Origin of the sequence: Micromonospora sp. AMSO12t (genome assembly GCF_008806585.1) — a bacterium.
GTDB classification, from domain to species: Bacteria; Actinomycetota; Actinomycetes; order Mycobacteriales; family Micromonosporaceae; genus Micromonospora; species Micromonospora reichwaldensis.
This window is the reverse complement of sequence record NZ_WAAS01000077.1, coordinates 1-25999: the sequence shown is the minus strand read 5'-3', so window position 1 is coordinate 25999 and position 25999 is coordinate 1. Positions and strand designations below refer to the sequence as shown.

27 protein-coding genes and 2 pseudogenes are annotated in these 25999 nt (G+C 74.7%); 20 read left to right on the top strand and 9 right to left on the bottom strand.

The genetic code is table 11. The features are described from left to right. Window positions 1-157: 157 nt before the first annotated feature. The 4 genes from F6X68_RS14380 to F6X68_RS14365 form a co-directional block, all read right to left on the bottom strand. Window positions 158-601 (bottom strand): HNH endonuclease, encoded by a 444-nt coding sequence (locus tag F6X68_RS14380; RefSeq protein ID WP_151454751.1) that lies wholly within the window; start codon window positions 599-601, stop codon window positions 158-160. A gap of 252 nt (window positions 602-853) precedes the next feature. Then, the gene (locus F6X68_RS14375; protein ID WP_225852199.1) at window positions 854-2041 is read right to left on the bottom strand and encodes a hypothetical protein; all 1188 of its coding nucleotides are present in this window, start codon (window positions 2039-2041) and stop codon (window positions 854-856) included. 132 nt (window positions 2042-2173) lie between these two features. Next, a complete protein-coding gene (locus F6X68_RS14370; RefSeq protein WP_151454750.1) occupies window positions 2174-3706 on the bottom strand; it encodes an FAD-dependent oxidoreductase in 1533 nt (510 codons plus the stop codon). Window positions 3707-3796: 90 nt separating this feature from the next. After that, complete coding sequence (locus F6X68_RS14365; protein WP_151454749.1) at window positions 3797-4288, bottom strand: MSMEG_6728 family protein; 492 nt, start codon at window positions 4286-4288, stop codon at window positions 3797-3799. Window positions 4289-4379: 91 nt separating this feature from the next. On the opposite strand from F6X68_RS14365, the gene F6X68_RS14360 reads away from it, so the two are divergent. Next, complete coding sequence (locus tag F6X68_RS14360) at window positions 4380-6164, top strand: NAD-binding protein (RefSeq protein WP_151454748.1); 1785 nt, start codon at window positions 4380-4382, stop codon at window positions 6162-6164. Window positions 6165-6204: 40 nt separating this feature from the next. On the opposite strand, the gene F6X68_RS14355 is transcribed toward F6X68_RS14360, so the two are convergent. Beyond that, on the bottom strand, window positions 6205-7443 hold the full coding sequence (locus F6X68_RS14355; RefSeq protein ID WP_151454747.1) for an APC family permease: 1239 nt from the start codon (window positions 7441-7443) through the stop codon (window positions 6205-6207). A 9-nt stretch (window positions 7444-7452) separates the two neighbouring features. Continuing rightward, window positions 7453-8190, bottom strand: a complete 738-nt coding sequence (locus F6X68_RS14350; protein WP_151454754.1) for a phosphatase PAP2 family protein — start codon at window positions 8188-8190, stop codon at window positions 7453-7455. Window positions 8191-8333: 143 nt separating this feature from the next. Between F6X68_RS14350 and F6X68_RS14345 the strand changes: the two genes are divergently transcribed. Then, complete coding sequence (locus tag F6X68_RS14345; RefSeq protein ID WP_151454746.1) at window positions 8334-9584, top strand: DUF4032 domain-containing protein; 1251 nt, start codon at window positions 8334-8336, stop codon at window positions 9582-9584. Between the two features lie 105 nt (window positions 9585-9689). Here F6X68_RS14345 and nagA read toward each other — a convergent pair whose 3' ends face one another. The 3 genes from nagA to F6X68_RS14330 are packed head-to-tail and all read right to left on the bottom strand — an operon-like array spanning window position 9690 to window position 12645. Further along, a complete protein-coding gene (gene nagA / locus F6X68_RS14340) occupies window positions 9690-10799 on the bottom strand; it encodes an N-acetylglucosamine-6-phosphate deacetylase (RefSeq protein ID WP_151454745.1) in 1110 nt (369 codons plus the stop codon). Beyond that, window positions 10799-11719 (bottom strand): ROK family protein, encoded by a 921-nt coding sequence (locus F6X68_RS14335; RefSeq protein ID WP_151454744.1) that lies wholly within the window; start codon window positions 11717-11719, stop codon window positions 10799-10801. The genes nagA and F6X68_RS14335 overlap by 1 nt, the downstream gene beginning before the upstream one ends. Next, window positions 11716-12645, bottom strand: a complete 930-nt coding sequence (locus tag F6X68_RS14330) for an SIS domain-containing protein (protein WP_151454743.1) — start codon at window positions 12643-12645, stop codon at window positions 11716-11718. Before F6X68_RS14330 ends, F6X68_RS14335 begins: the two co-directional genes overlap by 4 nt. Before the next feature lie 194 nt (window positions 12646-12839). On the opposite strand from F6X68_RS14330, the gene F6X68_RS14325 reads away from it, so the two are divergent. From F6X68_RS14325 to F6X68_RS14240, 18 genes and pseudogenes are all read left to right on the top strand, one after another. Beyond that, window positions 12840-13625, top strand: coding sequence for a DeoR/GlpR family DNA-binding transcription regulator (locus F6X68_RS14325; RefSeq protein ID WP_091626905.1), 786 nt, complete (start codon window positions 12840-12842; stop codon window positions 13623-13625). 153 nt (window positions 13626-13778) lie between these two features. Then, on the top strand, window positions 13779-14789 hold the full coding sequence (locus F6X68_RS14320) for an ATP-binding cassette domain-containing protein (protein WP_151454742.1): 1011 nt from the start codon (window positions 13779-13781) through the stop codon (window positions 14787-14789). Further along, window positions 14786-15802: an ABC transporter permease subunit gene (locus tag F6X68_RS14315; protein WP_151454741.1), complete on the top strand. Its 1017-nt coding sequence runs from the start codon at window positions 14786-14788 to the stop codon at window positions 15800-15802. The genes F6X68_RS14320 and F6X68_RS14315 overlap by 4 nt, the downstream gene beginning before the upstream one ends. Window positions 15803-16048: 246 nt before the next feature. After that, window positions 16049-16561 carry a DUF3263 domain-containing protein gene (locus F6X68_RS14310; RefSeq protein ID WP_151454740.1) on the top strand — a complete coding sequence of 171 codons (513 nt, stop codon included), beginning with the start codon at window positions 16049-16051 and terminating at the stop codon, window positions 16559-16561. A 235-nt stretch (window positions 16562-16796) separates the two neighbouring features. Then, on the top strand, window positions 16797-17576 hold the full coding sequence (locus F6X68_RS14305; protein WP_151454739.1) for a hypothetical protein: 780 nt from the start codon (window positions 16797-16799) through the stop codon (window positions 17574-17576). Further along, window positions 17573-17965: a phage holin family protein gene (locus F6X68_RS14300; protein ID WP_151454738.1), complete on the top strand. Its 393-nt coding sequence runs from the start codon at window positions 17573-17575 to the stop codon at window positions 17963-17965. The genes F6X68_RS14305 and F6X68_RS14300 overlap by 4 nt, the downstream gene beginning before the upstream one ends. 22 nt (window positions 17966-17987) lie before the next feature. Then, window positions 17988-18749 (top strand): DUF3618 domain-containing protein, encoded by a 762-nt coding sequence (locus tag F6X68_RS14295; protein ID WP_151454737.1) that lies wholly within the window; start codon window positions 17988-17990, stop codon window positions 18747-18749. Next, window positions 18718-19617 carry a hypothetical protein gene (locus F6X68_RS14290; RefSeq protein ID WP_151454736.1) on the top strand — a complete coding sequence of 300 codons (900 nt, stop codon included), beginning with the start codon at window positions 18718-18720 and terminating at the stop codon, window positions 19615-19617. The genes F6X68_RS14295 and F6X68_RS14290 overlap by 32 nt, the downstream gene beginning before the upstream one ends. Before the next feature lie 173 nt (window positions 19618-19790). Further along, window positions 19791-20300, top strand: a complete 510-nt coding sequence (locus F6X68_RS14285) for a GNAT family N-acetyltransferase (protein WP_151454735.1) — start codon at window positions 19791-19793, stop codon at window positions 20298-20300. 275 nt (window positions 20301-20575) lie between these two features. Next, complete coding sequence (locus F6X68_RS14280) at window positions 20576-21076, top strand: hypothetical protein (RefSeq protein ID WP_151454734.1); 501 nt, start codon at window positions 20576-20578, stop codon at window positions 21074-21076. 2 nt (window positions 21077-21078) lie between these two features. Then, on the top strand, window positions 21079-22392 hold the full coding sequence (locus F6X68_RS14275) for an SRPBCC family protein (protein WP_151454733.1): 1314 nt from the start codon (window positions 21079-21081) through the stop codon (window positions 22390-22392). Window positions 22393-22394: 2 nt separating this feature from the next. Beyond that, window positions 22395-22604 (top strand): annotated as a pseudogene (gene gvpJ, locus F6X68_RS34855) (gas vesicle protein GvpJ); the annotation flags it as partial. A gap of 230 nt (window positions 22605-22834) precedes the next feature. After that, window positions 22835-23590, top strand: coding sequence for a GvpL/GvpF family gas vesicle protein (locus tag F6X68_RS14265; protein ID WP_151454731.1), 756 nt, complete (start codon window positions 22835-22837; stop codon window positions 23588-23590). Window positions 23591-23593: 3 nt separating this feature from the next. Continuing rightward, on the top strand, window positions 23594-24193 hold the full coding sequence (locus tag F6X68_RS14260) for a gas vesicle protein GvpG (protein ID WP_151454730.1): 600 nt from the start codon (window positions 23594-23596) through the stop codon (window positions 24191-24193). Beyond that, window positions 24153-24503 (top strand): gas vesicle protein, encoded by a 351-nt coding sequence (locus F6X68_RS14255; RefSeq protein ID WP_151454729.1) that lies wholly within the window; start codon window positions 24153-24155, stop codon window positions 24501-24503. Before F6X68_RS14260 ends, F6X68_RS14255 begins: the two co-directional genes overlap by 41 nt. A 46-nt stretch (window positions 24504-24549) precedes the next feature. After that, window positions 24550-24702 (top strand): annotated as a pseudogene (gene gvpJ, locus F6X68_RS34850) (gas vesicle protein GvpJ); the annotation flags it as partial. A 154-nt stretch (window positions 24703-24856) separates the two neighbouring features. After that, window positions 24857-25696: a GvpL/GvpF family gas vesicle protein gene (locus F6X68_RS14245; protein ID WP_151454728.1), complete on the top strand. Its 840-nt coding sequence runs from the start codon at window positions 24857-24859 to the stop codon at window positions 25694-25696. 16 nt (window positions 25697-25712) lie between these two features. Continuing rightward, complete coding sequence (locus F6X68_RS14240; RefSeq protein WP_192581397.1) at window positions 25713-25970, top strand: gas vesicle protein; 258 nt, start codon at window positions 25713-25715, stop codon at window positions 25968-25970. Window positions 25971-25999 lie beyond the last annotated feature (29 nt).

The following is a 25999-nucleotide window of genomic DNA, read 5'->3' as shown; positions in this document are numbered from 1 at the left end:
TGACCGCTCCACCTCCCGTACCGCCAGGCCGGGTGCCGCCCGGCAGGGACCCGGCAGGCAGGGACCCGGCAGGTAGGTGCCGAGAGGTGAGGGGCCGACGGGTGCCGCGCCGAGGGCGTACCCCCGACGCGGCCCCCCGTTCCCGCCGGCCGGTCCGTCACCGCCCCGCCAGCGCCGCCCAGCTCGGCACGGCCGGCTCACGCCGCAGCGGCATGCCCGCCTCGGCCGGCGTCCGGTCGCCCTTGTGCTGGTTGCAGCCGTAGCAGGCGGCGGTCGTGTTCCGCCAGGTGTTCCGGCCGCCGCGCGAGCGGGGCAGGATGTGGTCGATGGTGCCGGCCGGCCCCCCGCAGTACGCGCAGCAGCGCCCGTCGCGGCGCAGCACGCCGGCGCGGGACCAGGCCGGGCCGGCGCTGAACCGCCACCGGGTCACCACGTAGCGGACCAGGCGCACCACCCGGGGCATCGGGAACACCCCGATGACCCGGTCCGGCTCGGCCTCGTGGATCTCGGCGACCCGCCGGCAGAGCATCCGGATCGCGTGCTGGACGGTGACCCGGTGCAGCGGGCCGAGGTCGGCGTTGACGACGAGGACGGCGTCCACCGGTGTCTCCCTTCGTGGCGGTGACGATCTGGACGGGCCGGAGCGCGAAAGAGCCGCCCGGTCCGGGTTACGGACGGGCGGCTCGACGTCGTGCGGGCACGCGTCAGTCGGGCCGGCCGCCCCCGGGGTCTTCGGCACGGTGACGACCGCCGCCGGCCGGCGACGCCGGACGCGTGGGCAGGCACGACGGCACACCGGTGACGTGCGACATCGACATGACCAGCTCCCGCGGCGGTGGTTGACCTTGCGCGATCACGGTAGGTCCGCGGGGGACAGAGGGGCAACGGATTTCGATCGAGGCCCCGGCTCGTCGGGGCGGCGCTGCCGGCGGGCCCGGCCGGCGGCCCGCGCGGCGGCCAGGGGCCGGTCGATGCGTACGGCCATCCGCGCCGTCAGCTCGCTCTCCAGCAGCGGCCGGTTGACCTCCCCGGCGACCGCGAGCGCCGGCCCCGAGACGGTGCGCCAGATCGCGGCCAGCCCGGCGCCCAGCCCGAGCAGGGCCACGGCGGCCCGGGTCACCGGCGGACCGGCGGCGGCGAGCGCGCTCACCCCCACCACGGCGAACAGCACGGCGAGCAGCGGTACGAGCACCGGCCAGAAGATCCCCCGGACGGCCTGCACCACCAGCCTCCGGTCCCGCACGATCAGGTTCCGGGCGACGATGGCGTAGTCCTCCTCGTCCAGCAGGTCCCTCGGGTGCAGCCCGCCGGTGAGCACGCCCTGCCACAGCTCGCCCTGGTTGCGCAGCTCGCGGGCCAGCTCGGGCAGCCCCGCCTCGGTCGGGTCGCCCACGCCCGCCCTGGTGACCGCCGACGCCCACGCCGACAGCGAGTGGCGGACCACCGCGGCCGAGTACGGGGGCAGCACGCTGGCCAGCTCGCCCAGCCAACGGCCGATCTCGAACTGCCGCCCGCCGAAGCGCTGGGCCACCTGCCCGGCGTCGCCGTTCCGCCCGGCGTCGCCGTACCGGACGGTGTCGGCCAGCGAGCGTCCCAGCCGGTACGCCAGCCCCACCCGCTGGTTGGTGGACATCGTCCAGCGCAGCAGTTCCACGTTCAGGTCGTCGAGGGCGAGCAGCAGGGCGTCGGCGGACCCGTCGGCCACCCGGCCCCGCGCGTCGGCGGTGGCGGGCACGGGGCCGACGCGCCGGGTCAGCTCGGCGATCTGGGTGAGGGCGACCTCCACGCCGTCCAGGTACATCTGCATGCGCCGCCGCCCCGACATCTCGGTCAGGTTGGAGAGCTTCGCCGGTGCGCCCGCCGGCCGGTCGGCTCCGGGGTCGCGCAGCTCGGCGGTCCGCGCGTGGTGGTAGGCGTCCGCCATCCACCAGCCGAGCCGCAGGGCGGTCACGACGCAGGCCCGCTCGTCGCGGATCAGCGGGTACGCGTCGTCCCGCGGCACGTCGGCGACGAGCGGGCCGTCGTCCGTGCGCGGCGACAATCCGACCTCCCGGCTCACCCCAGACGATCAGCCTAAGTGAACCGAACGGCCGATTTGCCCGGTTTGCTCCTCGTTGCCGGGCGAGCAGACCTCGGACCGGTCAGCCCGCCCGGCGCGCAGACCCTGGGCCGGTCAGCCCCGTCCGGCGAGCAGGCCTCGGGGCCGGATCGAGCGGACCGGCTCCGCCGCGGCGCCCTCGGCCCGCAGGACGTGGTTGGCCGCGATGATCCCGGTCGCCGCCGACCGCTCCATCAACGCGCTCGGGAAGTCCGTCCGGATGCCGTCGCCGGCCAGGTAGAGCCCGTCGGCGTCGGTGCGTACCCCCGGCCGCCAGGCGTGGCTGCCGGGGGTGAACGCCGGCGCCTGCGCCTCCACCCGGGCGCGCAGCTCGCGGACCCGCAGCCGGGCCGCCTCCGGCCAGAGCGCGGTCAGCTCGACCCGCATCCGTTCGGCCAGCTCCTCGGCGGGCACGCCCGCGTCGCAGGCGTACGCGTGCAGCTCCACGACCGAGCCGCCGGTGCGCTCGGCCCAGCGGCGGGACTCGTGCTCCAGCCGGTGGTAGAGGGTCACCGAGTCCAGGGTGGGCTGCCGGGACACCCCGCTGAACACCGCCCGGTCTGCGGCGACGTCCCCGTCGCACCAGAAGCGCGCCACCGCGTACGGCGGGCCGGGCCGGCCGAACGCGGGCATCCGCGCCGCCAGCCGGGGCGCGTGGTCCGCCAGGCCGGGCGAGGCGGCGACCAGCGCGGCCAGGGCGGGCGGGTCGACGGCGAGCACCACGTGCCCGGCCGGGTACGACGTGCCGTCGGCGGTCGCCACCCGCCAGCCCCCGCCGTCGCGGGTCACGGCGGTGGCGGCGGCGCCCGTCAGCACCCGGCCGCCGTGCTTCTCCACGTGCCGCGCCAGCGGCTCCCAGATCGCCGTCGCGTAGTCCTCGTCGGGGCAGTCGAAGGCCAGCCCCTCCGGGTTACCGAGCAGGTAGAAGTGGAACTGGGCGATCATCTCCGCGGCCGACATCTCCGCCTCGTGGTTGAAGAACGAGTGGGAGAAGACCTCGAAGAGCATCGCGCGGGCCCGGTCGGGCAGCCGCAGCGAGGCGAGCAGCGCGTCGGCGGTCGTGTCGTCGAACTCGGCGTAGGTGCGCCCCGGGTCGTAGGTGAGCAGCGGCAGCGCGGCGTCCCGGTCCATGCCCCGCAGGTCGCGCAGGCGCAGGCTGGGGCTGCGTAGCAGCAGCGCCAGCAGGTTCATCGGCGGCGCGGGCGGCAGCCTGCCGAACTCCTCGGTGGGCCACTGCTCGCTCAGGATCGGGTAGCCCGGGACCGGCTTGAGAAAGCCCAGGCCCGGGTCCGCGCGGCGCAGGACGGAGCGCCAGTTGTAGTACTGCCGGAAGAACGCGTGGAAGCCGTGCTCGTTCATCTGCCGGCTGCCGTCGGCGAGCGTCTCCGGCCAGGCCCCGAGCCGGCCGCCGAGCGTCGGCGCGGCCTCCAGCACCGTCACCGCCACCCCGCGCTCGGCCAGCACCACCGCCGCCGACATGCCGGCGATCCCGCCGCCGACCACCACCGCCTCGACCCGGCCCGGCACGCGGGGGGCGCCACCACCGCCCGGGTCCACCTCGTGCTCGCGTACGCCGATGAGTCGACCGACCACTTTCGACAGCGCCATGTGCACCTTCCCGCCGGATGGGTCTCCAGTCTGCCCGCTCAGCCATCGCGGGAACCCTTTCCCGCGGGAAGCGCCTGACGTGCCCCGCCATCACTCCGGCGGCGGGAGGCAGCGCCGTTCCCGGTCGGAGGCGGGCCAGACGTACTCCAGGTCGGGCGGGACGTCGTCGCCGAAGAGCGGCCCGTAGTGGCCGGGGTCCTTACGCAGCAGCGACGAGCGGTGGCTCAGGTGCAGGTCGTCGCGGCCCAGCCAGGGCGGCAACTCCCCGGCCTCGGCCAGCTCGACCTGGGTGCGGACCCGGGTCAGGCCGCAGGCGGCGGCGAGGTCGGCGGTCATCGTGGTCGCGCACGTGTCGGCCCGGCCGGGCTCGCACCAGACCGCGCAGACGTCCAACCCGTACCGGGTGAGGGCCTCCTCGTACCCGGCCCACATCTTCACCGCCGGGTGGTTGCGCCAGCCGTACGTGGGCCAGGTCAGCCCGCGCAGCACCTGGATGGTCTCCACCCGCTGCTTGCCCAGCCGCTTCTGGTCCAGCGTCCGGGCGCTGGCCAGGAAGTCCGGGTACGGCAGGAACGTCTGCATGCCGGTGCTCTACCCGTCGCCGGAAGGGACATGCCGGCGCGACCAGCGTTCATGATCACGGGGCTGCGTCCGGCGCGACCGGCTGACTACGATGCGGCACATGGCGGAGCCCCTGCTGGATCGTGCGCGGCGTGCCGGCCGGCGGCTCCGGGTCAACGGGGACGCGCGGGCGCACTACGTGATCTGTGGTCGCGACGCCCTCGCCTACTGGGTGGTGCGGGCGCTGCTCGCCACCGAGCTCCAGGCCGGCCGCGTCCGGATCACCCTGGTCGTGCCCGAACGACCGCGCTCGGACGAGCCCGACGGGCGGGACCTCCAGGGCGTCGAGGTCGTCCGCGCCGACCGGCTGGACGAGGTGACCTTCCGTCGGGCCGGGCTGGCCGGCGCCGACGGGCTGGCCCTGCTGCACCAGGACGACGTCGGCAACATGCACGCCGCGCTCTGCGCGCAGGAGGTCGAGCCCCGGCTGCGGCTGGTGGTGCGGATGTTCAACACCGGCCTCGCCAACGGGGTGCGGCAGATCTTCCCCGACTCGGCCGTGCTCTCCGACGCCTCCATGGCCGCCCCCGCCTTCGTGGCCGCCGCGTTGGGCGAGGTCGCCCCCACCCACTTCCGGCACGGCGGGCGCACCCTCTACGTGGCCCGCCGCGAGGACGTACGCCCGCCCGACGTGGTCTGCGGGGTCGCCGACACCCGCGACCCGCAGCAGGTCCGGCTGCTGCCCGCCGACGAACGCGCGGCCGACCTGGTGATCGCCGAGGCGACCGGGACGCCGCCGGGGACGGAACTGGCCGCCCGCCGGCTGGTGCGGGCCCGCCGGCGCCGCCGCCCCCTGACGGTGCTGCTGCGCGCGGTGCGCAGCTTCGCCACCCGCAAGATCGGCGTCGCGGTGATCGTGCTGCTGGCGGTGATCGGGGTGCTCGGCTCGCTCAACGGCTACGCCGCGCACGAGGACTGGGCCGACTCGCTCTACCTGACGCTGGTGACCACCCTGACCGGGCAGGATCCGAACCCCGACAAGTCGGCCGCCGAGCAGGTCATGCAGGTGGTGCTCAACCTGGCCGGGCTGGCGCTGATCCCGCTGATCACCGCCGTGGTGGTGGACGGCATCGTCAACGCCCGGCTGGCCCTGCACTCCGGCCGCATCCAGCCCGAGCGCTCCGGGCACGTGGTGGTGGTCGGGCTGGGCAACGTCGGCACCCGGGTGATGGCCCAGCTCTGCGACTTCGGCGTCGAGGTGGTGGCGATCGACAAGATGCCCGAGCCGCGCGGTGGCGCGCTGGCCCGGCGGCTCGGCGTGCCGCTGATCGTGGGCGACGCCGCGCTGGAGGAGACGCTCCAGTCGGCCTCCGTGGGCGGCTGCCAGGCACTGGTGGTGGTCTCCACCGACGACGAGACCAACCTCCAGGCGGCGCTCATCGGCCGGGCCGTCAACCCGGAACTCCAGGTGGTGCTGCGCCTCTTCGACGGCCACTTCGCCGAACGTATCCAGCAGGCGTTCGGCATCGGCGTCTCGCGCAGCGTGTCGTACCTCGCCGCGTTCTCGTTCTCCGCCGCGCTGCTGGACCGCGCCGTGATCGCCACCATCCCGGTCGGCCGGCACGCGCTGCTGGTCACCGAGGTCTCCGTCGCCGCCGGGTCGTCGCTGGACGGCAGGCCGCTCGCCGCCGTCGGGCGGGCCGAGAGCGTACGCCTGCTGGCGCACGCCCGGGCCGGCCAGCGCCTCGACTGGGCGCCCGATGCCCGGCTGGTGATCGTCGCGGGCGACCGGCTGACGGTGGTGGCCCGCCGGGCCGGCCTGAACGCCCTGCTCCGCGAGGCCGCGCCCCCGCCGGAGGACCCGGTCACGCCCGTGCCCCGCCAGCCGGAGGAGTGACGGCGCCCGGTCCGCCGTGCTGCGCGTCCCGGGAGCGGCGTCAGGCCCGGCGCGGGCGCAGGGCGTACCAGAGGGCGCCGACGGCGAGCACGGCGACGCCGGCGAGCACGCTGGCCGGCGGCAGGTTGACCGCGAGCAGCAGGCAGCCGGCCAGCCCCAGCACGGCCAGCGCCCGCACCGGCAGCCGCCGGCCCGGGTCCCGGCCCAGCGTCAGCGCGGCGGCGTTGGTGATCGCGTAGTAGACCAGCACGGTGCAGCTGGAGAAGCCGATCGCACCACGTACGTCGCCCAGCAGCACGATCGCCACCACCACGGCGGCCACGGCCAGCTCCGCCCGGTGCGGCACCCGGTGCACCGGGTGGACGGCGGCGAGCGCCCCCGGCAGGTCGCGGCGGCGGGCCATCGCCAACGCGGTGCGCCCCACCCCGGCGAGCAGGGAGAGCAGCACCCCGGTCACCGCCACCGTCGCCCCGGCCCGCACCAGCCACGCCAGGCCGGGCAGCCCGGCGGCCGTCACCACGTCGGCCAGGGGCGCGGCGGAACCGGCCAGCCGGTCGGCCCCGAGCACACCGACCGTGACCACGGCGAGCACCAGGTAGACCGCCAGCACCACGCCGAGGGCCAGCGGGACCGCCCGGGGGATGGTCCGCGCCGGGTCGCGTACCTCCTCGCCGAGGGTGGCGATCCGCGCGTATCCGGCGAAGGCGAAGAAGAGCAGCCCGGCGGCCGTGAGCACGCCCCGACCGCCGCCGCCGAGGTCGCCGAGCCGGTCGAGCGAGACGTCACCGCCGGCCGCGCCGGCCACCGCGACCAGGGCCAGCACCGCCAGCACCACGCCCACCAGGATCTTCGTCGCGGTCGCGGTCCTGCCGATGCCGCGCAGGTTCACGGCGGTCACCGCCGCCACCGCGCCGACGGCGACGAGCCGGGCCTGCCCCGGCCAGAGGTACGCCCCGATGGTCAACGCCATCGCCGCGCAGCTCGCCGTCTTGCCGGCCACGAAGCCCCAGCCGGCCAGGAACCCGGCGAACGGGCCGAGCCGCTCCCGCCCGTACACGTAGGTGCCGCCGGATTCGGGGTAGCGGGCCGCGAGCCGGGCCGAGCTGGTCGCGTTGCAGAAGGCGATGAAGCCGGCCAGCACCAGCGCCGCCAGCAGGCCGGCCCCGCCGGCCGCCGCCGCGGCGGGCGCGAAGACCACGAAGACGCCCGCGCCGAGCATCGACCCCAGGCCGATGACCACCGCATCCCGTACGCCCAGCCGGCGTGCCAGTCGATCCACGGCGGGACCCTAGGGGGCGGAAATGAACGGACGGTTCCAGTCCCGCAGCGCTCCCGGCAGCGGCAGGTCGTCCCAGGGCACCCGGTGCACCAGCCGGTCGAGGAGAAGCCCCAGCAGCAGCCCGGCGACCGAGTCGGTCAGCCAGTGCCAGCCCAGGTAGGTGGTGGTGCAGAGCACCACCACCGGCGGCACGACCCGGACCACGGTGACCAGCCGGGGCGGCACGGTCCGGCCGTACGTGCGCAGCAGCGGGGCGAGCAGCAGCGCGATGACGCCGTACCAGAGGATCGCGTTCGCGACGTGGCCGGACGGGTAGGACTGGGCGAACTTCAGCGGCAGCTCGTCCTGGAACAGCGGGAGGGTCTGCTCGGCGGGGAGGAAGGGTTCCTTGACGCTCGCGCTGGGCGCGGGCCGGGCGGTCCACACCTTGAGCGGGCCGATGGTCAGGTAGCTGAGGGCGAAGGCGAGCACCGGCGGCAGCACCGGGCGGACCGACCTCAGCCGCACCGCGAGCAGCACCCCGAGCCCCAGGGCGATCAACGTCAACGGGGTGCCCTGGCCCAGGTAGTTGAGCACCACCGCCGTCCAGTGCGCGGCCGTCGGCCGGTGCGCCTCCGACCAGTCGGCGATCGCGCGGTCGATCCCGAAGAGCCGCTCACCGGCGAGGGCCACGGTCAACCCGACGAGGGCGGTCAGCAGCAGCGCGTCGAACCACCAGCCGGCCGGCCGGACCGGCCGGAGCTGCATCTTTGCCCGTACCGTCGTGGTCTCCCGCACCCCGACCACGCTACCGGCCCCGGTCGGCGCCGGATGGGGACGGGCCGGGGCCGCCTGTGTGCCGAGCCACGAAGGGAGGCGCTCGGCGGGGGGTACCCGTCAGACTTGTCCCCGTGCGGATCACCTCGGCCCTCGTGGACCCGGCGCTGCTCGACCTTCCCTGGTCGACCCCGCTGGAGGAGTGGCCTGCGCAACACCTGGTGGCGCTGCCGCAGGGCATCTCCCGGCACATCGTCCGCTTCGTCCGGCTGGGTGAGTACGTCTACGCGTTCAAGGAGACCCGCGAGCGGATCGCCGAGCGGGAGTACGACCTGCTCCGCGCCCTGGAGCGGATCGACTTCCCGTCGGTCGAGGCGGTGGCGATCGTCGCCGACCGGCAGACCGACGACGGGGAACCCCTCGAGTCGGTGCTGATCACCCGGCACCTGCAGTTCTCCCTGCCCTACCGGGCGCTCTTCTCGCACACCCTGCGCCCGGAGACGATGGGCCGGCTGCTCGACGCGCTCGCCGCCCTGATCGTCCGGATGCACCTGACCGGCTTCTTCTGGGGCGACTGCTCGCTGTCGAACACGCTGTTCCGGCGGGACGCGGGGGCGTTCGCCGCGTATCTGGTGGACGCCGAGACCGGGGCGCTGCACCACTCCCTCTCCAACGGCCAGCGCGGCGAGGACCTGGAGATCGCCCGGGTCAACATCTTCGGCGAGGCGCTGGACCTCCAGGCCGCCGGGCTGCTGCACGAGTCGATCGACCCGGAGGTGGTCTGCGAGGAGGTCGTGCAGCGCTACGAGCGGCTGTGGCACGAGATCACCTACGAGCAGCAGGTCGAGCGGGAGGCCCGGCACGACATCGAGGGGCGGATCCGCCGCCTCAACGAGCTGGGCTTCGACGTCGCCGAGGTGGCCATGTCCACGATCGACAACGGGCGCTACCTGGTCCGGCCGAAGGTGGTCGACGCCGGCTACCACACCCGGCGGCTGCTCCGCCTGACCGGCCTCGACGCCGAGGAGAACCAGGCCCGCCGGCTGCTCAACGACCTGGACGCCTACCGGGCGGAGAGCTACCTGATGGACGAGCAGCAGGCCGCGCACCGCTGGCTGACCGAGGTCTTCGAGCCGGTGGTCCGGGCTGTGCCCGCGCACCTGCGCCGCAAGCTGGAGCCGCAGGAGCTCTTCGCCCAGATCATCGAGCACAAGTGGCTGCTCTCGGAGCGGGCCGGCCGGGATGTCGGGATGGCCCCGGCCGTGCAGTCGTTCCTCTCCGACGTGCTGGTGCACCGCCCCGACGAGCAGGCCGTGCTCGGCGACGTGGTGGCGGGCGGTGATGGTCCTTCCGGCGGACTGTCTCCGCGACCGCTGTCGAGCTGATGTCGTAGCCGATTCGGCCTGTGCGTCCCATGTGATGTCGCAGACGATTCAGCTCGACAGCGTCGACGCGAGTCCCTCTGCACGGGTGGCTGTCGCCTCGCTGCGTCACTCCAGCCAGGAGCCGCCGCGCATCACCCGGACCACGTTGAGGTCGTCGTCGAGCACCACCAGGTCGGCCCGGAGTCCGACCTGGAGCGCGCCCAGCTGGTCGCCGAGGCCGATGGCACGGGCCGGCGTGGTGGCCGCCATCCGTACGGCGTCCGCGATCGGGATCCCGGCGCCCACCGCGTGCCGCAGCGCGGCGTCCATGGTCAGGGTGCTGCCCGCGATCGCGCCGTCGCGGGCCAACCGGGCCACGCCGTCCGCCACCGTGACCGTCTGGCCGCCCAGGTCGTACTCGCCGTCGGCCATGCCGGCGGCGGCCATCGCGTCGGTGATCAGGGCGGACCGCTCGGGGCCCGCCGTCGAGGTGGCGAAGGCCAGCATCCCGTCGTGCAGGTGCACGCCGTCGGCGACCAGCTCGCAGACCACGTTCGGGGCGTCCAGCAGGGCCACCACCGGGCCGGGCTCGCGGTGGTGCACCGGCCGCATCCCGTTGAACAGGTGGGTGCCGACGCTCGCGCCCGCCGCGACGGCGGCGCGGGTCTCGTCGTACGTGGCGTCGGTGTGGCCGACCGCGGCGACCACCCGGTGCGCGGTGAGCAGCTTGATCGCCTCCAGGGCGCCGTCCCGCTCGGGGGCGAGGGTGACCATCCGGACCGCCCCGCCGCCCAGCTCGATCAGCTCGGCCAGCTCGTCGGTGGACGGGTCGCGCAGGTACTCGGGGTTCTGCGCGCCGCAGCGGGCCGAGGAGAGGTACGGGCCCTCGAAGTGGATCCCGGCCAGCACCCCCTCGGCGACCAGCGGGGCGAACGCCTCGGTGGCCGAGCGCATGAGCACGAAGGGCGAGCTGACCAGGCTGGCCAGCAGGGTGGTGGTGCCGTGCCGCAGGTGGAAGTCGGCGGCCTGCCGGGCCTGCCCGGCGTCGCCGGTGGTGAAGGTGTGCCCGCCGCCGCCGTGCGTGTGCATGTCGACGAAGCCCGGCACGATCCAGTGCCCGTCGCGGACCGACGGATACTCGGCCACCGCCCGGATCCGACCCTCGTCGACCTCCACGCAGCCCTGCCGGATCACGCCGGTCGGGGTCACCACCTTGCCGTTCACCCGAAGAGCCATCACTTCTCCAGACTGTCGAGGGCGAGCAGGGCGGCGCCGAGGCAGCCGGCCTCGTCGCCGAGGGCCGCCGCGACCAGGCGCGGCTCCCGGTGGAACGTCATCCGCTCGTGCAGCGCGGCCCGCAGCGGGTCGAACAGCAGCGCGCCGGCCCGCGCCAGCCCGCCGCCGATCACGACGGTCTCCACGTCGAAGAGGGCCTGGCCGGTGGCGAGGCCGTCGGCGAGCGCCTCCACGGCCTCCCGCCAGACGTCCGCCGCCAGCGGCTCGCCGGCCGCCGCCCGGTCGGCCACCTCGGCGGCCGTCGCCGGGACGCCGGCCCGCGCCGAGTAGAGCCGGCCGATCGCGGAGGCGGAGGAGACCGCCTCCAGGCATCCGGGACGGCCGCAGCCGCAGCGCGGCCCGCCGGGGCGTACCAGAATGTGGCCGATCTCGCCGGCGGCGCCGTGCGCGCCGGTGGCCGCCGTGCCACCGACCAGGTGCGCGGCGGCGATCCCGGTGCCGATCGCGACGAAGAGGACGTGCGCGGCGTCGCTGCCCGCGCCGAGCCGGGCCTCGGCCAGACCGCCGGCGCGCACGTCGTGGCCGACCGCCGTCGGCAGTCCGAGCCGCGCCTGCGCCAGGTCCCGCAGCGGTACGTCCCGGAAGCCGACGTTCGCCGACCAGACGGCGACCCCGCGCGCCTCGTCGATCACCCCGGGTACGGCGATGCCGATCGCGACCGGGTCGAGCCCGTCGGCGCGGGCCTTGCCGGCCAGCCCCTCGGCGATCCCCAGGACCGTGTCGACGACGGCGTCCGGGCCGCGCTCCGCGTCGGTGGGGTGCCGCTCGGTGTGCAGCACGGCACCGTCGGCCCGGACCAGGGCGCACTTCATCCCGGTGCCGCCGACGTCCAGCGCGACGACGACGTCGGCTGGCCTCACGCGAGGACCACGGAACGGGTCAGGTGCCGGGGCGCGTCCGGGTCGAGGCCCCGGCTGGTGGCGAGCGCGACGGCGAAGCGCTGCGCCAGGATCAGGTCGGCCATCGGGTCGACGGGCGTACGGCCGGCGGCCCAACTGCCCAGCACCGTGCGGCAGCCGTGGGTGCGGCTGTGCACGAACGCCGCTCCGGTCGCCGCCACGTCCTCCGGCAGCCCGTCGGGCAGTTCGCCGAACGCCCAGACCAGCCGGCCCGGTGCGGCGATCGAGATCGGCCCGTGCCGGTAGTCCATCGCCGGGTACGCCTCGGCCCAGAAGGTGGCCGCCTCGCGGCACTTCAGCGCGGCCTCCTGGGCGAGCCCGACCGTCCAGCCCCGGCCGAGGAAGGTGGCCTGCTCGATGCGGGTCGGGTCGATCGGCAGCGGGGCGCGTACGGCCACCTCCGCGTCGGCGGCGAGCGCGTCGATGTTGTCGCCGAGGTGGGCGCGGAGCAGGGCCAGGGCGGTGGTCGCGAAGCGGGTCTGCACCACCGAGCGCTCGTCGGCGAAGGGCATGGTCACCGCCGCGTCGGCCAGCGCGACGGCGGGGGAGTCGGGGTCGCCGACCAGGACGGTGCTCGGCACCCGCCCGCGCAGGGCGGCGATCAGCTCGGTGACCTCGGTCGTGGTGCCGGAGCGGGTGATCGCGACGAGCCGGTCGTAGCGCCGGCCGGCGGGGAACTCGGAGGCCTGGAAGGCGTCGGTCTCGCCCTGGCCGAGGTGCTCGCGGCGGGCCGCGTACGCCATCGCCATGAACCACGACGTGCCGCAGCCCACGACGGCGACCCGCTCCCCGGGGCGGGGGAGGTGGTCCGTCGCGGTGGCGGCGAGTCGCGCCGCCTCCCGCCAGCAGTCGGGCTGGCTCGCGATCTCGGCGTCGACGTACGACATGAGAACTCCTACGCAGGGGAGCGGTGCGCAATACGGCTCGTTAGAGCCGCCTTTCGCGCGTTATTCTGCGCGAAAGCGGCTGGCTGTGGCAACCAGCCCCGGCATCGCGCAAGACAGGGTTTTGCGCCCTCGTAGTTTCGCGCACTACTGTGCACGCAATCAATCACCGACCGCGCAGTAACTGGAGGGCCCGGGTGGACCGGTACGCCAGATGGAACGCCCTGCTCGAGATGCTGACCGACAATGGCCGCGTCAGCGTCGAGGAGGCGGCCGAGCGGCTGGACGTCTCCCAGGCCACCATCCGGCGCGACTTCGACCAGCTCGCCCAGCAGCAGATGATCACCCGGACCCGGGGTGGCGCGGTCGCCAACGGCGTCTCGTACGACCTGCCGCTGCGCTACAAGACGGCCAAGCACTCGGCGGAGAAGCAGCGGATCGGCGCCGCCGCCGCGGCGCTCGTCTCGCCGGGCACCGTGGTGGGCCTCAACGGCGGCACGACCAGCACGGAGGTGGCCCGGGCCCTCGCCGTCCGGCCCGACCTGAACACCAGCGCCGAGGGCGCCCAGCTCACCGTGGTCACCAACGCGCTGAACATCGCCAACGAGCTGCTGGTCCGCTCCCGGATGAAGGTCGTGGTGGCCGGCGGCGTGGTCCGCCCGAAGTCGTTCGAGCTGGTCGGCCCGCTGGGCGGGGCGCTGCTGCGCGAGGTCACCCTCGACGTCGCCCTGCTCGGCGTGGACGCGATCGACCCGCAGCTCGGCGCCGCCGCCCACCACGAGGGCGAGGCGGCGATGAACAACCTGATGGTGGCCCGGGCCAAGCGGGTCGTCATCATCGCCGACTCGTCCAAGTTGGGCGGTCACGCCTTCGCCCGGATCTGCCCGGTGGACCGGGTGGAGACGCTGGTAACCGACTCCGGAGCCAACCCCGAGGTGGTGGAGGCGTTCCGCGCCGCCGGCGTCACGGTCATCTGCGCCTGACGTTGATGGGAAGGGCACCTTCCTGACGTCTGGTGCACAGGAAGCGCCCCTTCCTTTCACGCGTTCGGCGCGTCGCATGCATACCGGGTATTGCGGGGATCTGCATACCGCGTATGGTGTCGCGTGTCATACACCCATCGGGGGAGGTGCAGCTTGCCAGCTGTCCTGGAGATCGAAGGTCTCCGCAAGACGTACAAGAGCCGTCGGCGCGGCACCCGCAACGCGCTCGACGGTTTCGACATGCGGGTCGAACAGGGGCAGGTGCACGGCTTCCTCGGCCCCAACGGGTCGGGCAAGACCACCACGCTGCGTACGCTGCTCGGCCTGATCCGGCCCAACGGCGGCCGGATGACGATCCTCGGCCACGAGGTGCCGGCGGCGCTGCCCGCCGTCGCCGGTCAGGTCGGCGCGATCGTGGAGAGCCCGCAGTTCTTTCCGCACTTCACCGCGCGGGACACCCTGTCCCTGCTCGCCGGCGCGGGCGACGTGCCGCAGCACCGGGTCGACGAGGTGCTGGAGCTGGTCGGGCTGCGCGACCGCGCCGGCGAGCGGGTCAAGACCTACTCGCTGGGCATGAAGCAGCGGCTCGCCGTCGCCTCGGCCCTGCTGAAGAACCCGAAGCTGCTGATCCTCGACGAGCCGGCCAACGGCCTCGACCCGGGCGGCATCCGGGAGATGCGCACCCTGACGCGCAACCTCGCCGAGTCGGGGATGACAGTGGTGCTCTCCAGCCACATCCTCGGCGAGATCCAACTGATCTGCGACTCGGTCACCATCATCTCGCTGGGCCGGCGGGTGGCCTTCGGCCCGGTCGAGCAGGTGCTCGCCCAGCACTCCTCGGGCGCGGTCCGGGTGCGGCTGGAGGCGGTCACCGACCTGCCGGTCGCCGCCGACGCGCTGACCCGGGCCGGGATCCGGGTGGCGGGCCAGGCCGACCACCTGATGCTCGCCGGGGTCGACAAGCCGGCCACGGTGACCCGGCTCCTCGCCGAGCAGGGTCTCTACGTCAGCGAGCTCGCCCCGGTCGCCGTCGACCTGGAGAGCGTCTTCCTCGAACTGACCGCCACCGCGCCGGTACCCGGCCAGCACCGGCAGGTCGACCAGTCCACGAAGGTCGGTGGCGCCGGGCAGCCCGGTCCCACCGGGGGAGGGTGGGGCGCGTGAGCCTCTACCGTACGGAGCTGCGCCGGCTCGCCAAGCGGCGCTTCACCCGCTGGATGGGCCTGCTGGGCCTGCTGGTGCTCGCGGCCGTGGTGGTCGGCGTCTTCTTCACCAACGAGAAGATCGACGCCAACGCGCTGGCGAAGGCCGAGCGCGCCGCCGAGCAGCAGTGGCAGCAGGACGTCCGCCACAACACGCAGTACCGCGCGGAGTGCGAGAAGGCGAAGGCGGCCGGCACGGCCCAGTCCGGGGAGTTCCCCGACGACTGCGCGATGATCCAGCCCCCGCCCCGGGACGCGATCCAGGCGGGCTGGTTCCTGCCCTCCACGTTCGACTTCCGGGAGAACTTCGGCGACACGCTGCTGCCGCTCGCGGCGATCCTGGCGCTGGTCGGGTTCGTCGTGGGGGCCTCGTTCGTCGGGGCGGAGTGGAACACCGGCGGCATGATGAACCTGCTGCTGTGGCGGCCGAAGCGGCTGACCGTACTGCTGACGAAGCTGGCGGCGCTGCTCACCGGGCTGGTCGCCCTGGCGGTGCCCACCACGGCGCTCTGGTTCGGCAGCTTCTGGCTGGTCGCCACGTTCCGTGGCAGCACGGCGAAGATGACCTCCGGGGCCTGGCAGTCCTTCGCCCTGACCGGGCTGCGCGGGCTGGTGCTCGCACTGGTCACCGCGACCATCGGCTTCGCGCTCGCCTCGCTGGGGCGGCACACCGCGATGGCCCTGGGCGGGGTGATCGCCCTGATGGTCGTCGGCCAGTTCGGCCTCGGCATCCTGCTGGCGATGGCCGGCGTGCGCTTCGCCGAGGCCTGGCTGCTGCCGACCTACGCCGTGGCGTGGATGCAGAAGAAGGTGACCCTGGAGGACTGGAACACCTGCCAGGCCACCTACTTCGGCGAGTGCAAACCGGACACGCTGGACATCACCTGGCAGCAGTCCTCGGTGATGATGGCGGTCGGATTTGTGGTGATCCTGGGCGCGGCCCTCTGGGCGATGCGCCGGCGGGACATCTCCTGACCGCCGGCGGTGCGACCGGCGGCTCTCCCCGGCCCCGGTCGCACCGCCCAAGCCTGGCCCGGGGATGACGAACCGGCGTACTCCGGGCGGAGCGCGGTGGGGTTCGAGGGCCGGACACGACGTGAACCGGAGCGGTCACGTTCCGGCACTGTCGTCCGATGCGAACCGGGTCGGCCCTGGTTAGGCTGGGGTCCCCCCACCGGTCGGCGTCGTGGTGTGCCGCCCGCCAGCCCCACGAGGAGCGCCATGCAGCCCGCCGACGCCGCCCCGGCCGCCACCGAGCCGCCCGCGCCGGGCCGGCCCGGCGAAGCCGGCGCGACCGTCGGGGCGGACCCCACCGGGGAGGCGCGGGACACCGGCAGCGTCGTTCCCCAGCCGCGTACCGGTCCGGGCGCCGGGACGCCGACGGTCCCGCAGCCCCGCTCGGCGCCGGAGCCGGATGCCGCCGTGGCGGCGCCCAGCGAGGCCGGCGCCCCGCCGAGCGTGGCCGGCACCGACGCCGACGCCCCGGCGGACGCCCGGCCCGAGAGTGGCCTCACCGAGCGTGAGCGCGGCATCCTCGCCTTCGAACAGCAGTGGTGGCGGCACGCCGGCGCCAAGGAACAGGCCATCCGGGACACCTTCGGCCTCTCGGCCACCCGCTACTACCAGTTGCTGAACGGGCTGCTCGACAACCCGGCCGCCCTCGCCGCCGAGCCGGTGCTGGTCGGGCGGCTGCGCCGGCTCAGGTCCTCCCGGGCCCGCAACCGCCGCCGCTGACCGCTGTCGTACTCCCCGACCGGTCCCGGCCCCGCCGACCCCGTTCCGACCGACCGGTCCGGTGCCGTCCGCGTGCCGGCACGCCCAGGCGGCCCGCAGCTCCTACCCCCGACGCCGGTACGGAATGTCGGCGATCCGCGCGGGTACGCGGGTGTCGTTCCGGGCCGCATCTCGCGGCCGGTTCACGTTCCGGGCCGTGTGACCTGCGGCCCGGGGCCGACGGAGGGAGCGGGCGATGACGCAGATCAACCCGAGCCGGCCACCGGACGGTGCGACCGGCACCGCACAGCAGACCCGGCAGGAGGCGTCCCGGGTCGGGCACCAGGCGGCCCAGACCGGCGGACACCTCGCGCACACCGCCGCCGAGAAGGGCGCACACGCTGCGCACACCGCCGCCGAGAAGGGCGGACACGTCGCGCACGCCGCTGCGGAACAGGGCGGACACGTGGCGTCGGAGGCCGGGCGGCAGGCGCGCCACCTGACCGGTGAGGCCGGCACGCAGTTGCGCGACCAGGCCCGGGCGCAGCAGCACCGGGCCGCCGACGGGCTGCGCGGCATCGGGCGCGAACTCAGCTCGATGGCGGAGCGGAGCGAGGACTCCGGAATGGCCGCCCAGGCGGTCCGCCGGGCCGCCGACGCCGCCCAGCAGGCGGCCGGCTGGCTCGACGAGCGCGAACCCGGGGCGATGCTCCACGACGTGCGGTCGTACGCGCGCCGGCACCCGGGCACCTTTCTGGCCGGTGCGGCCCTGGCCGGCATGCTGGTCGGGCGGCTCACCCGGAACCTGACCGCGTCGGGCGACGGGGCGCGGGGCGAGGGCCAGCCGTCGATGCCGCCGACCGGGCCGGGTACCGCGCCCACCGCCGCGTCCACCACGGCCGGGTCGCAGCCGTACGAGCGGACGGCCGAGGCGCCGTACCTGCCCGAGGGGGCGTACACCGGGACGGCCCGGGTGCGCAACGCCTCGCCGTCGGGTCGGCAGGGGCCGGACATCCCGGGCGGGGTGGCGCCGTGAGTGCCCCCGAGAAGGAGCGGACGCAGTCGGTCGGCGACCTGCTGGGCGACGTGACCCGGGACTTCTCCGTGCTGGTCCGCAAGGAGGTCGAACTGGCCAAGGCGGAGCTGCGCGAGGAGGCGGGTCAGGTCGGCAGGCTCGCCGGCATGTTCGGCGGGGCCTCGCTGGCCGGTTTCCTGACGGTGCTGTTCGTGTCGTACGCGCTGTGGTGGGGGCTGTCCAACGTGATGGACCAGAGCTGGGCGGCGCTGATCGTGGCCGTCATCTGGGGTGCCGTCACGGGTGTCCTGCTCGCCAGGGCGCGCAAGGAGAAGGAGCAGCTCCGCTCGGTGCTGCCCCGCACGAGGCAGACCGCACGGGAGATACCGGACGCGGCACGCGGCCGGTGAACCAGCCGGGAGGGAGCAGATCATGTCCAACGATCCGGACCGGATCCGGTGGGAGATCGAAAACACCCGGAACGAACTGAGCAGCGACGTCGACGCGCTGGCCGACAAGGTCAACCCGCGGCGGATCGCCGGTGAGCGCGTCGGGCAGGCCCGTGGCGCGTTCACCCGGGCCAGGGAGAAGGTGATGGGCGTGCAGTCTGACGGGCACGGCGCCGCACAGCGGATGTCGCAGGCGACAGGTCAGCGGATGTCGCACGCGGCCGATTCGGCGCGGGAGTTCGGCGGGCAGTCCCGCGAACGGGTGTCACACGCGGCCGATTCGGCGCGGGCGCTCGGGGAGCAGTCCCGGGAGCAGATGTCGCACATGGCCGGGTCGGTGCGGGAGGAGGCCCGCTCGCTCGGGCAGCAGTCCCGCCAGCAGGCGCAGGGCAACCCCCTGGCGGCCGGCCTGATCGCCTTCGGCGCCGGGCTGCTGGTCTCGTCGCTGATCCCGCCCAGTCGCCCCGAACGGCACTGGGCCGGGCAGGCAAAGGACATGGTCGGCGAGCATTCCGACCAGCTGCGGGCGCAGGCCAGACACCTGCGGGAGCAGGCCGGCGAGGTGGGCCGCGAGATGGGCCACGAGGTCAGCCACAACATGCGCGGACCGGCGCAGGAGGCGGCCCGGGCGGTCGGTTCGACGGCCGCCGGTGGCGCGTCCGCCGTCCGGGATCAGGGCCGGTCGGCCGCCCACCAGATGCAGGGGCAGGCGCATGAGACCGCCGACGACCTCCGTCGCCGCTGAGGCGACCCGGGTGGTCGGGGCGGCGCGGACGATGCGGGTACGCTCCGCGTCCGCGCCGCCCCCCGGCCGGGCGGTCAACGAGGACCTGGTCCTTCGGTTCGGGCCGCTGGTCGGCGTGCTGGACGGCGCCAGCGTGCCGGAGGGCTTCGACACGGGCTGCGCGCACGGCACCGCCTGGTACGTCCGGCACCTCGCGGCCCGGCTCGGGCTGGCGGAGGCGGTCCGCCCGACGGCGACCCTGATGAGCAACCTGGCAGCGGCGATCCTCGCGGTCCGGGCCGACCACGGCGACGCGTGCGACCTGGACCATCCGGGCACCCCGTCGAGCACGGTCTGCCTGCTGCGCGACGGGGGCGACCACCTCGACTACCTCGTGCTCTGCGACAGCCCGCTGGTGCTCGACGCCGGCGGTCGGATCAGCGTCGTCACCGACGACCGACTGGACGCCGCCACGGCGGAGCTGCGGGCCATGGTCGAGGCACTGCCGGCCGGAGGGGCCGATCGGGTCGCCCGGATCCGGCAGGCGGTCGACATGCAGCGGGCGCGGATGAACCGCACCCACGGTTACTGGGTGGCGGCCGCCGACCCGGACGCGGCGTTCCACGCGGTGACCGGGACCCTGCCGCTGCGGGGGCCGGGCGCGGTACGCCGGGCGGCGCTGCTCAGCGACGGCGCGTCGGCCCTGGTGGAGCAGTTCGGCGTCCTCGACTGGGCGGGGCTGCTGGACGTGGCGACCGCCGAGGACCCCGGCGCGTTGATCGACCGGGTACGCGTCGCCGAGCGGGACCATCCGGACCGGTTGCGCCGGCACAAGCCCGCCGACGACGCCTCCGTCGTGCTCTGCGAGTTCGACGCCGAGACACCCTGACCGGCCCGCGGGCAGGCGGTCCGCCAACCCGTCATCCCGGGTCGGCCGGGCGGTTGACAGCGGAGCGTGAGGCAGAACACGATGCGGGCCGACCGGCCGGTACCTTCCGCCGGACCGCCAGTCGGGGCCCGATGGGGTGGACTTGGGCCGGTGGGGCCGGCAGACTGCGGCACGTGGCGGGAACGGTGCGGCTGGAGCCGGTGGACGAGCAGAACCTGGAACCATTGCTCTCCGTAGCGGCTGCGGAAGCGGAGCCCGGCGACGTGATGCCGCCGGTGGAGGCCCCTGCGGGCTGGTCGTGCGCCCGGCGGGAGGCGTTCCGGGAGTTCCACCGGGCGAGCTTCGGAGGTCTGGACGGCCCGACCGGCACCTGCATGTACGCGATCCTGGCCGGCGGCGAGGTGGTCGGCATGATCCGGATGACCCGCCGTGACGAGCCGGGCACGGTCGAGACCGGGATGTGGCTGGGTCGCTCCGCACGGGGCCAGGGAATCGGCGCGGGCGCCCTGCGCGAACTGTTGAACGAGGCGGCGGCGGCCGGAATGCGACTGGTGGTCGCGGAGACCACCGTCGACAACCACGGTGCCGTTTCCGTGCTTCAGAAGTGCGGCGCAAAATTGCGCGAGAGCGGCGGCGTGGTGCACGCCGAGATATGCCTCGATTCGACGCTGCCGGCCCTGTGACGGCCATTCCGCAATTATTTCCTTCCTGAGGTTCTTACTGCTCAGCGCTGCCTTGGTGTCGGCTTTGCGCGTTTCATGAGGGCACGCGCCCCGACCCCGGTGAATGGCGTCGACAACGCGCGGGAGTGTTTCGCCGATAGGCCAACGGGTACTGCCCGTCGGGTCCGATCAAACGGGACACCTGATGTGCGGTCCGGCGCGTGCTGATCCCCGGCGGCCATTCTTTCGACCATTGCCGTCAGGTGTCCGGCGCTCCGGGGAGCGAAGGAGAACTGATGAAGAGCGGAGCACGAATCGGGCTCGCGGTCGGCTTCGGCTACCTGCTGGGCCGCCGGCGCAAGCTGCGTACCGCCCTCACCCTGGCCGCCGCGGTCGCGGCCGGTCGGGCCAGTCGGGAGCCCGGCGGACTGCTGAAGGCGGGCGGCAACCTGCTTCAGTCGTCTCCCCACTTGAGCAACCTCGGCCGCCTGGGCGGCCCGCTCGCCGCCGCCTCGAAGGCGGCCGCGACCGCCGCCGCCGGCAGCGGCATCGATGCCATCAGCGGCAAGCTGCGCGGTTCGGCCGACGCGCTGCGCCGCAAGGGCGGGACCGGCGCCGGCGGCGCCGGCGACCGACCAGACCGGGACACCGACGCCGAGCACCAGGAGCGCGACGACGGCGGGCAGGACCGCGACGACGACGGCGGGCAGGAGCGTGACGACGACGGCGGGCGGGACCGCGACGACGACGACAAGCAGCGGAACCGCGACGCCGGCGACCAGCGGCGGGGGCGGTGACCATGCCGGACACGACGAACCCCGGTGGACTCGGGGACAAGGTCCGGGGTCAACTCGCCGGCGAGGCGCGCAATCTGGCCAGCGCCATCGGCGAGCGCGCGATGCGGGTGGTGACCGAGCGGATCACGGGCGCGACCGGCCGGCTCAGCGACTACGCGAAGCAGGGCGGCGGTCCCGGCCTGATTGCCGCTACCACCGGCGCGCAGAAGCTCGCGGAGGGCGGTTCACCGGTGAAGGCGATGGTCCATGCCGGGCTGGCCGGCGGTAAGGAGAAGATCATGTCGGCGCTCGGCAAGGGCGGCAAGGGCGGCAAGGGCGGCGGCAAGAAGGTCAAGGTCACCAACATCGTCGAGGCGATCGAGGTCGGCGTGCCGGTCCGGGTCGCGTACGACCAGTGGACCCAGTTCGGCGACTTCCCGAGCTTCATGAAGAAGGTCGAGAACGTCGACACCGAGTCGGACGAGAAGCTGACCTGGAAGGCGCAGGTCTTCTGGTCGCACCGCACCTGGGAATCCACCATCGTCCGGCAGATCCCGGACAAGCTGATCCACTGGCGCTCGCAGGGCGAGAAGGGCTCTGTCGACGGCACCGTCAGCTTCCACGAACTGTCGCCCGACCTGACCCGGATCCTGGTGGTGCTGGAGTACCACCCGCAGGGCCTCTTCGAGCACACCGGCAACCTGTGGCGGGCCCAGGGCCGCCGCGCCCGGCTGGAGCTGAAGCACTTCGTCCGGCACGTGATGACCCGGACCGTCCTCGACCCGGATTCGGTGCAGGGCTGGCGCGGCGAGATCGAGGACTCTCGGGTGGTCCGCGACCACGAGACCGCGCTGCGCGAGGAGCAGGAGGAGCGCGAGAAGCAGGAGCGCGAGGGGCAGGAGGAGGGCGAGCAGCGCGAGCAGCGCGGCCGGCGGGAGCCCGAGCCCGAGGAGGAGGCGGAGGAGGCCGAGGAGGAGCCGCGCGAGAAGCGCAGGCCCGCCGAGCGTGGCCGCCGCCGACCGCCGCAGCGCCGTCGCCCGGCCGAGGACGAGGAGTACGAGGACGAGTACGACGAGGGCGACTACGACGAGTACGAGGAGGAGCCGGAGGAGGAACAGCCCCCGCCGCGCCGCCGCGCCCCGGAGCGGGCCCGCCGCCCGCAGCCCCGCGAGGAGTCCCGTTCCCGCGAGGAGCCGCGTTCCCGCGAGGAGCCCCGTTCCCGCGAGGAGCCCCGTTCCCGCGAGGAGCCCCGTTCCCGCGAGGAGCCCCGGGCCCGCCGTTCCCCGGAAGCGCCCCGGCGACCCGTGGTCCGCCGTCGACGGGAGGAGCGGGAGTGACCATCGCGACGAGTGAGGGTCAGGGCGGCGGCGCCCTGCAACGCGGCGGCGGGGGCTCCGGCCTGGCCGATGTCGTGGAGACCGTGCTGGACAAGGGCGTCGTGATCGACGCCCAGGTTTCGATCGCGGTGGTCGGCATCCAGCTGATCGAGATCAACGCCCGGATCGTCATCGCCAGCGTGGAGACCTATCTGCGCTTCGCCGAGGCGGTCGACCGGTTCGACATCACTCCGAAGGGCCAGAAGGGGCTGCCCGACCTGGTCGAGGGAGCCTCGGGGGCGGTCGGCGCCGGCAAGGCGGTCTCCGGGGTCGGCAAGACGGTCGGCGCGATCAAGGACGCCGTCGGCGAGCTGGGCTCGGACGACCAGGACCGGGACCGCGATCGGGACCGGGACCGGGATCGCGACCGGCCCCGGCGGCGACGTGACGAGGAGCGGTGAGCATGGCCGAGGAGACGGGACTGTTCATCTACGGCATCGTGCCCTCCGACGTGGAGCCGACCCCGGACGCCGCCGGGGTCGGCGACCCGCCCGGAGAGGTGACGGCGGTGCGGCACGAGGACCTGGCCGCGCTGGTCAGCGAGGTGAGCCTGAGCGAGCCGCTCGGCCGGCCGGCGGACCTGACCGCCTACCAGGAGCTGGTGGACGGCACGGCGGCGGTGGCGCCGGTGCTGCCGGTGCGTTTCGGCACGGTCGTCACCGGGCCCGACGCGGTCGCCGACCTGCTGGACGCGCACCACGACCGGTTCGCCGCCGCGCTCGACGAGTTCGAGGGCCGAGTCCAGTACACGGTGCACGGGCGCTACGACGAGGCGAACCTGATCGCGGCGGTGCTGGCGGAAAACCCCGGCGCCGCCGACCTGGCGGACCAGGTGCGTGGGCAGCCGGAGGCGGCCACCCGGACGCAGCGGATCCGGCTCGGCGAGATCATCAGCCAGGCGGTGGAGCTGCGCCGGGAGGCGGAGAACCGGCAACTGGTCGACACCCTCGGTCCCCTCGTCGTGGCGAGCGCGCCCCGGCCGCCGAGCAACGAGCTGGACGCGTCGAACGCCACCTTCCTGGTGGAACAGGACCGGGAGGACGAGTTCGTCTCGGCGGTCGAGGAGTACGCCGAGCAGCGCCGGGAGCTGATCCGGATGCGGCTGCTCGGCCCGCTCGCGCCGTACGACTTCGTCAGCGCCCACCAGTTGATGGGGTGACCGGTGGACATCCTGTGGACGCTGCTGACCCTGCCGTACGCGCCGGTGCGGGGGCTGACCGCGGTGGTGAAGGTGATCGCCCGGGAGGCGGAGTCGCGGCAGCGCAACCCCGTCGACGTCCGGCGCGAGCTGGAGGCGCTGGACGCGGCGGCGGCGGCGGGCGAGATCAGCGCCGCGGAACGGGACCGGGGGCAGCAGCAGGTGCTGGAGCGGCTGACCGGCGGCGTCCAGCGGCCGGCGCCCGCCCAGAGCCGGGCTCCGGCCCGGGACGGCCCCGGGTCCCGTCGGGAGAACGGCGGGACCCGGCACGAGCCCGGCGCGGACCGGGCGCGGCAGTCCGCTTCCGGTCGGGCGCGGCAGTCCGGCACGGAACGAGCGTCGCGGTCCGGCGCGGACCGGGCGCGGCAGTCCGCTTCCGGCCGCCGCCGGCAGTCCGGCGCGGAACGAGCGTCGCGGTCCGGCGAGGGCCGGGCGCGGCGAACCGGTACGGAACGGGCGCGGCAGGTCGGCACCGAACGCTCGCGGCGGGTGTCGCGCGGCGGCGGCGAGGGAGGTGAGCGCGATGGGGGGTCTGATCCGCGGCGACGGCGATCGGGCGCGTAGGAGCGAGCCCGTCGACGACGACCGGTACGACGACGAGGAGGAGTACCTCGAACCCATCACGGCCGCCGAGGCGGCGCGCGAGGGGATGCGGCAGATCGTCGAGTTGACCGGCCGGGATCCGGTGGGGACCACCTCGCTGAAGTCGTCGCGGGACGGCTGGCTGATCGGGGTGGAGGTGATCGAGGACCGACGCATCCCCAGCTCCACCGACCTGCTCGGCCTCTACGAGGTGGAGCTGGACCTGGAGGGTGGCCTGCTCGGCTACCGGCGGGTGCGGCGCTACCAGCGCGGGAAGGGCGAGGTGGGTTGAGGTGAGCGTGCAGCCGCCCCCGGTGGTGCAGAACTCCGGCCAGGTCCTGCCCGCCGGGCACGAGCCGGCCAATCTCGGCGACATCCTGGAACGCGTGCTCGACCGGGGCATCGTGATCGCCGGCGACATCCGGGTCAGCCTGCTCGACATCGAGCTGCTGACGCTCAAGCTGCGACTGGTCATCGCCTCGGTCGACACGGCCCGGCAGATCGGCATCGACTGGTGGGAGCACGACCCGTGGCTCAGCTCCCGGGCGAGGCCGCCGGTGGAGCCCGGCCCACGGGACCCGGAGCAGGTGGAGGCGGAACGCCGCCCCCGGGTCGCCCGGACGGCCGCCCGCAGGGAGGAGCGGGATGAGTTCGACGGCTGACCTCGCGCCCGCCACCGGGCCGGCGAGCCCCGGCGTCGGGGTGTGGCTGCACGGCGTGGCGCGGGAGGTCGATCCCGCCCTGCTCGCCGCGACTGCCGGGATGGACGGCGCTCCGGTGCGCGCGGTGCGGGCCGCCGGCCTGGTCGCCGTCGTCAGCGCCGCGCCGCTGTCCGAGTACGGCGAGGAGGCGCTGCGCCGGAACCTGGAGGACCTGGCCTGGCTGGAGCGGGCGGCCCGGACGCACCACGCGGTGGTCGCGGCCCTGTCCCGCGACGGCGCCGTGGTGCCCGCCCGGCTGGCCACCGTCCACCACGACGACGCCCGGGTGGCGGGGCAGCTCACCGCCCGCCGGGTCGAGCTGACCACCGTCCTGGACCGGCTCGCGGGCCACGACGAGTGGGGCGTCAAGGGGTACGTCGTGCCGGGCGCGACGCCCCGCACGGCGGAATCCGTTGGGTCGGGCGGCGCCGGGGCGGCGTACCTGCGGCGGCGCCGGGCCCAGCTCACCGCCCGCGAGGAGGGGCAGCGGATCGCCGCCGACGCCGCCTCCGCCGTGCACGAGGCACTGGCCGGGCACGCGGTGGCCGTCCGGCGGCACCCCCCGCAGGACCGCCGGCTCTCCGGTGCGCCCACCGCCATGGTGCTCAACGGGGCGTACCTGGTCGGCCAGGGGTCGGTCGCCGGATTCCGCCAGTTGGTCGGCGCGCTCGCCGGTCGGCACCCGGAGATCCGGCTGGAGCTGACCGGCCCGTGGCCGCCGTACTCCTTCGCCGAGGAGCGGCCCGCTGAGCCGGCGCTCACCGTACGGGAGTCGGCGTGCTGACGGCCCGGGGGCCGGCGTGGTGACCACGTCGCTCGCCCCCAGCAGCGCCGACGACCCGCTGGCCTACCGGCCGGTGGCCCTGGTCGACCTGCTCGACCGGGTCCTCGCCACCGGCGTGGTGATCAGCGGCGACATCACCATCGCCATCGCCGACATCGACCTGGTCCGGATCTCCCTGCGCGCACTGGTCGCCTCCGTCGGCGCGCTCGCCCCGCCGGAACTGCGGGATGCCGCCCCGGGCGCCGCCGCCGGGACGCCGGGGACGTGGCCGTGAGCGCCCCGGACGGCCGCCCGGCCTGCCCA

Excerpts from the sequence above, each read along its gene's own strand:
- F6X68_RS14275 (WP_151454733.1), top strand. The coding sequence starts at position 21,079 with ATGCCGGACACGACGAACCCCGGTGGACTCGGGGACAAGGTCCGGGGT.
- nagA (WP_151454745.1), bottom strand. The coding sequence starts at position 10,799 with ATGGCTCTTCGGGTGAACGGCAAGGTGGTGACCCCGACCGGCGTGATC.
- F6X68_RS14365 (WP_151454749.1), bottom strand. The coding sequence starts at position 4,288 with ATGCAGACGTTCCTGCCGTACCCGGACTTCCTGGCCAGCGCCCGGACG.
- F6X68_RS14290 (WP_151454736.1), top strand. The coding sequence starts at position 18,718 with ATGAGACCGCCGACGACCTCCGTCGCCGCTGAGGCGACCCGGGTGGTC.
- F6X68_RS14305 (WP_151454739.1), top strand. The coding sequence starts at position 16,797 with ATGACGCAGATCAACCCGAGCCGGCCACCGGACGGTGCGACCGGCACC.
- F6X68_RS14370 (WP_151454750.1), bottom strand. The coding sequence starts at position 3,706 with ATGGCGCTGTCGAAAGTGGTCGGTCGACTCATCGGCGTACGCGAGCAC.
- F6X68_RS14295 (WP_151454737.1), top strand. The coding sequence starts at position 17,988 with ATGTCCAACGATCCGGACCGGATCCGGTGGGAGATCGAAAACACCCGG.
- F6X68_RS14245 (WP_151454728.1), top strand. The coding sequence starts at position 24,857 with ATGAGTTCGACGGCTGACCTCGCGCCCGCCACCGGGCCGGCGAGCCCC.
- F6X68_RS14265 (WP_151454731.1), top strand. The coding sequence starts at position 22,835 with ATGGCCGAGGAGACGGGACTGTTCATCTACGGCATCGTGCCCTCCGAC.
- F6X68_RS14280 (WP_151454734.1), top strand. The coding sequence starts at position 20,576 with ATGAAGAGCGGAGCACGAATCGGGCTCGCGGTCGGCTTCGGCTACCTG.
- F6X68_RS14310 (WP_151454740.1), top strand. The coding sequence starts at position 16,049 with ATGCAGCCCGCCGACGCCGCCCCGGCCGCCACCGAGCCGCCCGCGCCG.
- F6X68_RS14330 (WP_151454743.1), bottom strand. The coding sequence starts at position 12,645 with ATGTCGTACGTCGACGCCGAGATCGCGAGCCAGCCCGACTGCTGGCGG.
- F6X68_RS14350 (WP_151454754.1), bottom strand. The coding sequence starts at position 8,190 with ATGCAGCTCCGGCCGGTCCGGCCGGCCGGCTGGTGGTTCGACGCGCTG.
- F6X68_RS14255 (WP_151454729.1), top strand. The coding sequence starts at position 24,153 with ATGGGGGGTCTGATCCGCGGCGACGGCGATCGGGCGCGTAGGAGCGAG.
- F6X68_RS14360 (WP_151454748.1), top strand. The coding sequence starts at position 4,380 with ATGCGGCACATGGCGGAGCCCCTGCTGGATCGTGCGCGGCGTGCCGGC.